This window comes from Actinomycetota bacterium, from assembly GCA_035540895.1.
In the GTDB taxonomy this organism is placed as follows: domain Bacteria; phylum Actinomycetota; class JAICYB01; order JAICYB01; family JAICYB01; genus DATLFR01.
The window spans coordinates 1-7,526 of record DATLFR010000230.1; the positions used below are offsets into that span (position 1 = coordinate 1).

Annotated in this window: 8 protein-coding genes; 1 reads left to right on the top strand and 7 read right to left on the bottom strand. The window is 70.9% G+C overall.

Annotated elements, in window-relative coordinates; genetic code table 11:
* Window positions 1–566 (top strand): septum formation family protein (locus tag VM840_12835; GenBank protein ID HVL82467.1); only part of this gene is annotated, 566 nt, incomplete at its 5' end.
* Between the two features lies 1 nt (window position 567).
* Here the strand turns inward: VM840_12835 and VM840_12840 are convergent.
* The 7 genes from VM840_12840 to VM840_12870 all read right to left on the bottom strand — a co-directional run.
* Window positions 568–1,263: a hypothetical protein gene (locus VM840_12840; protein HVL82468.1), complete on the bottom strand. Its 696-nt coding sequence runs from the start codon at window positions 1,261–1,263 to the stop codon at window positions 568–570.
* 39 nt (window positions 1,264–1,302) lie between these two features.
* A complete protein-coding gene (locus VM840_12845; protein ID HVL82469.1) occupies window positions 1,303–2,727 on the bottom strand; it encodes a long-chain fatty acid--CoA ligase in 1,425 nt (474 codons plus the stop codon).
* Window positions 2,714–3,733, bottom strand: a complete 1,020-nt coding sequence (locus VM840_12850) for a 3-oxoacyl-ACP synthase (GenBank protein HVL82470.1) — start codon at window positions 3,731–3,733, stop codon at window positions 2,714–2,716. Before VM840_12850 ends, VM840_12845 begins: the two co-directional genes overlap by 14 nt.
* Complete coding sequence (locus VM840_12855; protein HVL82471.1) at window positions 3,730–4,524, bottom strand: alpha/beta fold hydrolase; 795 nt, start codon at window positions 4,522–4,524, stop codon at window positions 3,730–3,732. Before VM840_12855 ends, VM840_12850 begins: the two co-directional genes overlap by 4 nt.
* Entirely contained in the window at window positions 4,524–5,132 is a 609-nt protein-coding gene (locus VM840_12860) for a TetR/AcrR family transcriptional regulator (protein ID HVL82472.1), read from the bottom strand. The genes VM840_12855 and VM840_12860 overlap by 1 nt, the downstream gene beginning before the upstream one ends.
* Entirely contained in the window at window positions 5,129–6,208 is a 1,080-nt protein-coding gene (locus VM840_12865; GenBank protein HVL82473.1) for an ABC transporter ATP-binding protein, read from the bottom strand. The genes VM840_12860 and VM840_12865 overlap by 4 nt, the downstream gene beginning before the upstream one ends.
* Window positions 6,205–7,526, bottom strand: a 1,322-nt coding sequence (locus tag VM840_12870; GenBank protein HVL82474.1) for a branched-chain amino acid ABC transporter ATP-binding protein/permease, incomplete at its 5' end; no start/stop codon positions are given. The genes VM840_12865 and VM840_12870, both read right to left, overlap by 4 nt.

Sequence of the window (7,526 nt, forward strand, 5' to 3'; positions counted from 1 at the left end):
TGATCTGGCACCGGCGGGGCCGGACGTGGCACGACGTGTGGTCGGGGACCCGGGTGGTCTCGGGCCACCCCCCGCCCCGACCCCGACGCCGGCGGTGGGGCCCGACGCTCGCCCTGACGGCCTCGTCGCTCCTGCTCCTGACCTCTCTGATCGTGTTGGACAACCGCATCGCCGGAGGCGGGGTGGAAGCCGAGCTGGTCTCCCTGCGGGAGCTGGACCCCGGCACCTGCTACGTCCAGCCGGACTGGGAGGACGAGGGGGTTCGCCGGGTGCCGTGCGGCGAGGAGCAGGACGCGGAGGTCTACTTCTCCTACACCGACCCCGCTCCCAGCGGCGACCCCTACGACGAGGAGGCGCTCGACGCATCCGCGCGCGAGCGGTGCGGCGCAGAGCTCGCGTCGTACGTCGGCTGGGACCCCGGGGACGCCTGGGAGGTCGAGCCGGTCTACCCGGACCCCCAGAGCTGGGACGACGGGGAGCGCCGCGTCGTCTGCACGGTGTGGGGGTGGTCGGTCCCCGGGTCGGCCCGGGGCGCAGGACGTACGGGAACGCCCACGCTCGCCTGAGTCAGAACAGGGGCCCGTCCGCGGGTTCGGTCTCCCTCTTCACCCTCTCGTCGCGCTCGAGGAAGAAGGCCCCGATCGAGCCGGCCAGCGCGGCGAAGACCACGACGGCCCACGTGGTGAGGAAGACGTCGAGCAGCTGCTGCACCCCGCCGTCCGTCCCCATGGGCTGCCCGGCGGTCGCGAGCACCCACACGTCGCGGAACGCACGGGTGAACGACCCGTAGCCGCCGTAGTCACAGGAGAGGTTCACGCCGGCCAGGACGACGAGGACGTGGATGATCGCGAGGGCGCCGAGCCGGTTCACGAGCGTGCGGCCGGTCCGTCGCCCGGTGCGAAGCACCGAACCCAGCGCGCGTCCGGTCCGGGCGGTGCGCGCGACCCGGGCCACGCGCAGGACGCGCAGGACGCGCAGGAACGGGAGCGCCAGTATCGGCACCTCCCACCAGTTGCGCCGCAGGAAGGCGGCCGTGGAGGGAGCGACGACCATCCGCGCCAGGTACTCGAGGACGAAGACCGGCCAGACGATGAGGAAGAGGGTCTCGAGCGCGGACCGGGCGGGGCCGACGTCCACGCACTCGTTCAGCGTCAGGAACGCGACCGCCTGTCCGAGCCCGAGGGGGATCATGAAGGGGTCGAGCACCTCGCCGATCCGCTCGGCTACCAGTTCCCGGCGCGAGTACTCGCGGTCGCCCTCCACGCGCGCATCCTAGCGACACGCCGGCGACGGGCGTCTCCCCTAGATGCGGCGATCCTCCCAGTGCCGCTCCCGCAGCGCCGGCTTCGCGATCTTCCCGGAGGCGGTCCGGGGCAGGGCCTCGACGAACTCGATCGTCCGCGGGCACTTGTAGTGCGCGAGCCGGTCCCGGCACCACGCGACGAGCTCGTCCGGGGCGACCTCCGACCGGGCCGCGACGACGGCGTGGACGCGCTCGCCCCACCTGTCGTCCGGCACGCCGATCACGGCCGACTCGACCACCGACGGATGGGAGTCGAGGACGTTCTCGACCTCGGCCGGATACACGTTCTCGCCTCCTGTGATGACCATGTCCTTCAGGCGGTCGACCACGTAGAAGTAGCCGTCCTCCTCACGCCCGACGTCCCCCGTGCGCAGCCAGGAGTCGGACGTGAACGCCTCCGCGGTCGCGTCCGGACGGTTGAGGTAGCCGTCCATGATCGACGGCCCCCGGAGCTGGATCTCGCCGTCCTGCAGGCGCACGTCGGTGTAGAAGTACGGGCGTCCGGCGGAGCCGATCCGCTCCCGCGCCCGCTCGGCGGGAAGGCAGAGCGCGTTCGGAGCGGCCTCGGTGAGACCGTATCCCTGGATGAACTGGACCCCGCGGGCCTCGTAGGACTCGATCAGCGAGAGGGGGGCGGGAGCCCCGCCGCACACCACGAACCGCAGCCCGGACAGATCGGCGTCGGAGAAGCGGGGGTGCTCCCGCATGAACAGGTAGATGGCGGGCACCCCCATCATCCAGGTCACGCCGCGGCGCTCGATCGCCTCGATGGCGCGGCCTGCGTCGAACTCGGGCTCGAGCACGACGGTCGCGCCCTTCCAAAGCATCACGAGCGTGTTCACGTTCCACCCGCCGATGTGGAACATCGGCAGCACCATCAAGGAGCGGTCCGTCGAGACGATGTCGACGCCGAGCAGCATGTTGAGGTTCGTCCAGAAGAAGTTGCCGTGCGTCAGGACGGCCCCCTTCGGACGCCCGGTCGTCCCGGACGTGTACATGGCCATGAGGGGGTCGTGCGATCCAACCAGCACGGACGGCTCCTCGTCCTCGCCGTCGAGGCCGGCTAGCCCTTCGTCGTCGAGCACGAGCGACGCCCCCGCATCGGACACGATCCACTCGATCTCCTGCTCCGCCAGGCGCCAGTTGAGCGGGACGACGACCGCGCCGAGCTTCGCGATGGCAAAGAAGGCCTCGAGGTGGTCGACGCTGTTGCGGGCCAGAACCCCGACCCGGTCGCCACGGGAGACGCCGCGTGCCCGCAGCGCCGAGGCCTTCCGGTTCACGCCGGAGTTCAGCTCGGCGAAGGTGACCTCGCGGGTACCGTCGTCCACCGCGACGCGCCAGGGGGTCAGCTCGGCGCGGCGGCGCGCCCAGAAGCCGATGCTCTCGTACGGGAAGGCCGCTACCGGGTCACGCGGGTGCATTTCCCCAGCTGATGCAGGAGGCGGCCCACGTGTAGCCGGTCCCGGCGGCCAGGAGGCAGACGAGGTCGCCGTCGGTCAGGCGCCCCGCCTCCCGCGCGAGCTCGAGCCCGATGAAGGGGTCGAGGGCGGACATGTGACCCCAGTCGTGCAGGTACCAGGCCTGCTCGGGCTGCAGGCCCAGCTTCGCGACGAGCGTGTCGTGCAGCGAGCGCTTGAAGTGGATCGGGACCAGGAAGCGGAGGTCGTCGAGGGACCGTCCGGACCGCTCGATCGCCTCCGTGGCCACGTGGAGGAAGTTGGGGACCGTGATCGGGTCGAGCGCGTCCTTCATCTCACCGGGGTCGCGGACGTCGAGGTGGTGCATGCGGCGGTCCACCGTCTCGTGGGAGGCGGGGTGGACCGAGCCGCCGGCCGGCACCCGGACATCGAGCGCGAACCGCCCGTCGGTGATCAGGCAGGACTCCAGCACCTCGTTCGTCCGGGAGCCCCGCTCGAGCAGGACGGCCACGCCCCCGTCGCCGAAGTTGAACATGAACCGCGCGCGCTCGTTGGAGTAGTCGAGCAAGGACCCCTCCTTGCACCCGGCCACCATGAGCACCCGATGGAGCCGCTCGTCGGAGCGGATCATGTCGCGCACGACCTTGAGCCCGACCGGCGCGCCGGCGCTCACGTTGATCAGCTCGAGGGCGAAGGCGTTGCGCGCGCCGATCCGGTGCGCGATGTGGGGCGACGCGCTCCAGACCTCGAAGTCCTTCCAGTAGGAACCGAAGTAGACGACCGCGTCGATGGTCGCGGGATCGATCGACTCGCGCGCGAACAGGTCGAGGGCGGCCGAGACGGCCATATCGGACACGTGCTCGTCGGGTCCGGACACGTGCTTCCCGGTCAGTCCGAACCTGTCCACCAGGACGTGCTCCGGGATGCCGGACAGCCCGGCGATCTCGGCGGCCGTCATGTACCCGTCCGGACGGTGGTAGGCGATGCCGCGGATCCCGACCGGCGTCACCGGCGATGCTCCCGGATGAGGGCGTGGAGCCAGTCGGGGTCCTCGATCATGATCAGGTGTCCGGCCCCCTCGAGGATCTCCAGCCGGGCGCCTTCGATCCTCTCGGCCAGCATGTAGGCGTTCTCTACGGGCACCACGCGGTCGGCCGTGCCGTGAGCGACCAGCGTGGGAGCCGTGATGCTCGCGCACTCGGCCGTGACGTCGGCCGTCCCGCCCGCGGTCGCCTGCGCGACGTAGGCGTCGAAGGAGGGGACGTGCGCCAGCCGCAGGGCGACGATCCGGTCGAACTCCTCGGGATGCTCCTCCGTCCACCCGGGCCGGAACGAGAGCGGCATCACCCTTCGGATCCGCTGCTCCGGGGTCAGCTCGGGAGCCGGGTCGAGCATCACCGCGGCCGTCTCCGCGGGAACCGGCACCGCGGCCGGGCCCCCGTGCGTCGTCGACAGCAGGAAGAGGGTCCGGACGCGCTGTGGGTACCGCGCTGCGATCGACTGGGCGATGACGCCGCCGAGGGAGACCCCCAGGACGTTGGCCGTGTCCACGCCCGCGTCGTCCAGGACGGCCACCGCGTCGTCCGCCATGTCGTGCACCGTGTACGGATCCGTGACCGGGGTGGACGACCCGACCCCGCGGTTGTCCATCGCGATGACCCGGTGATCGCGCGAGAGCTCCGGGATCTGGACGTGCCACCCCCACCTCGCGTAGCCGAGACCCATGATCAGCAGGAGCGGCGGTCCGTCGCCGTGCACCTCGTACGCGATCTCGACGTCGCCATTGCGCGCGACCGGCATCAGCCGTCCGCCCCCGCCATCCGCAGCGCGAGCAGCGCGTGCACGTCCGCGACGTCGGTATCGCCGAGCGAGCCGCCCGGCCTGTACCAGTCGGCCACCCGGATGCCCATGTTGATGATCGCCAGCCCGGTTATCCGGATGTCCGGCACGTCGAAGACCCCCGCCCGGACCCCTCGTTCCAGGACCTCGTTGAAGAGCAGACGCAGGCGGCGCCGGAGCTGGACGACCTGAGTCCGGCCGGGGTCGGGCAGGGAGCCGATCTCCTGGTTCGCGATGCGGGCGAGTTCCCGGTGGCGGGTGTGGAAGATCACGTGGGCCCGCACGAGCTCGCGCAGCTGTGCTACCGGGTCGTCGCCGCCCGCTGCCACGCCCGCCGTGAGCACGTTCTCGAGCTCGACGTGCGCCCCGGCCACGAGATGCGTGAGCAACGCCTCCTTCGAGTCGAAGTGGTTGTAGATGGCCCCAGGGGTCAGGCCCGACGCGAGCGCGATCTCTCGCACGCTCGTGGCCGAGTAACCACGCTCGAAGAAGAGCTGGAGTGCGGCGTCGGTGATGCGACGCGAGGTCGTGGCCCCCTCCGCGTCGACGAGCTGCCGGGGGGACTTCACCGTGCCCTCCCGCCCGACGTCCTCGACGTCTTCGCGCCCTTCTTGGGAGCCGCCTTCTTCTTGGGAGCCGCCTTCACCTTCGGAGCCGCCTTCTTCTTGGGAGCCGCCTTCTTCTTGGGAGTCGCCTTCTTCTTGGGCGCGGCTGCCTTCTTCCTCGGAGTGCCTGTCTCCTTGGACGTGGCCGCCTTCTTCGACGTTGCGGTCTTCTTCGACGCGGCCGCCTTCTTCGGTGTCGCCTTCTTCGGTGTCGCCTTCCTCGTCGTGCGCCTCGCCGCCTTCTTCGTGCGCTGCGGGGTCTCCCCGACCGCCGAGCGGGCCGAGGCGGCCGCCTCCACGTGGGAGCCGAGCAGGCGTCCGACGCCGAGCAGGGCGGCGACGCGGTCGCGGTCCAGCGCCTCCACCTCGCCGTCGTACACGATCTGGCCGCGCTGCATGATGTGGACCTGGTCCGAGATGCGCAGGGCGAAGGTCACGTTCTGCTCGACCATCAGGATCGTCACCCCGGACCGGTTCACGTCCCGCAGGATCTCGAACAGGCCCTCGATGACGCGGGGGGCGAGACCGGCGGTCGCCTCGTCGACGAGGATCAGCTTCGGGTCGGACATCAGGGCGCGACCGACGGCCAGCATGGCCTGCTCGCCTCCCGAGAGCGTCCCGGCCGCCTGCTCGCGCCTCTCGCCGAGCCGGGGGAACCTCTCGAGGACGGAGGCCAACCGCGCGTCGTAGAGCCCGCGCTCCCTCCGGCGCAGCGTGTACGCGCCGAGCCGCAGGTTCTGCTCGATCGTCAGCTCCGGGAAGACCTGCCGTCCCTGGGGGACGTGCGCCAGCCCGTGCTGGACTCGCTGTTCGGCTCCCATGGACGTGATGTCCGCGCCGTCGAGGGTGATCGTGCCGCTCCAGGCGGGGACGACGCCGCCCACGACCTTGAGCGAGACGCTCTTCCCGGCCCCGTTCAGGCCCAGGATCGAGGCGAACTCGCCCTCGTGCACCGTGTAGGTGAGCCCGTGCAGCACGGTGTTGGCACCGAACCCGGCGCGCAGGTCGCGCACCTCGAGCAGCGGGCGGCCCTCGTTCACACCGGGACCCCGACCTGCTCGCCGAAGTAGGCGGCGATCACATCCGGCTTCGCGGCGATCTCCTCGGTGCTCCCGGACGCGAGGACCTGTCCGAAGTTCAGGACGTAGATGTGGTCGCAGACGTCCAGGACGAGGGGGATGTGATGCTCGATGAGCAGGACCGTCCGGCCGAGCTCGTCGCGAAGGTCCTTGAGCCTCTGGGCCAGGTTCTCGGCCGCGGCGGGAGCCATACCGGCGGATGGCTCGTCCAGCAGCAGGAGCTCGGGCGCCGTGATGAGCGAGCAGGCGAGCTCGACGAGGCGCTGCTGGCCGTGTGACAGGTAACGCACGGGCGTGTCGGCGAACCGCTCGAACCCGAGCGCCTCCACCGCCTGCCGGGCCCGGTCGCGCAGCTCGACTTCCTTGCGCGAGACGGCCGGGAGGAAGGCGAGGGCGGACGCGGGGTCGTAGGTGGCCACGGAGTGCTGGGCGAGCAGCATGTTCTCCATCACCGAGAGGCTCCCGGCCAGACCGATCTGCTGGAACGTCCGTCCCATCCCCAGGCGGGACCGCTCGTGCGGCGGGAGCGACGTGACCTCGCGCCCCTCGAACCACACGCTGCCGTTCTCCGGACGTATCAGCCCGGACACCACGTTGAACAGGGTCGTCTTCCCCGCCCCGTTCGGACCGATCAGCCCGACGATCTGGCCGCGATGGACATCGAGCGACGCTTCGTCGAGGGCCTGCAGCCCGCCGAACCGGACCGACACCTCGCGCACGGACAGCAACGGCGCCCCCGACTCCTCACGCGGCCGCTCGGGGAGTCCTTCCGGCCGGGGTAGCGCCGGGAGCTTCGGCATGGGCGCGTCGCCCTCCTCCACATCCACGGCCTCCTGCGCCGCCTTCGCCCCCTTGCGCTCGCGCGCGTGACGGATCGCTCCCGCGATGCCGCCCGGGTGGCGCGACATGAGGTCCATGAGGAGGAACGCGCCGATCAGCTGCTCCCAGTTGCGCAGGAACTCGAGGTTCGCCCACAGGCGCGGGAGCAGGGCGAAGGCGACCGCGGCGATCGTCACGCCGGGGCGGCTGGCCAACCCGCCCACGACGACCATGACCACCAGCGTGAGCGAAACGTCGTAGCGGAAGGTGGCCGATTCGACGAACGTGATGAGCGTCCCGTACATCGACCCCGCGGCCCCCGCCAGCGCGCCCGAGATCACGAACGCGAGCAGCTTGTAGCGGGTGACGTCGACGGCGAACGACTGGGCGACCGACTCGTTCTCCCTGATCGCATGGAAGGCGCGGCCGAGCTTCGTGCGGGTCACGTTGACGTCGAGGA

Coding starts and splice junctions, on each gene's coding strand:
- VM840_12845 (HVL82469.1), bottom strand. CDS start 2,727: ATGCACCCGCGTGACCCGGTAGCGGCCTTCCCGTACGAGAGCATCGGC.
- VM840_12855 (HVL82471.1), bottom strand. CDS start 4,524: ATGCCGGTCGCGCGCAATGGCGACGTCGAGATCGCGTACGAGGTGCAC.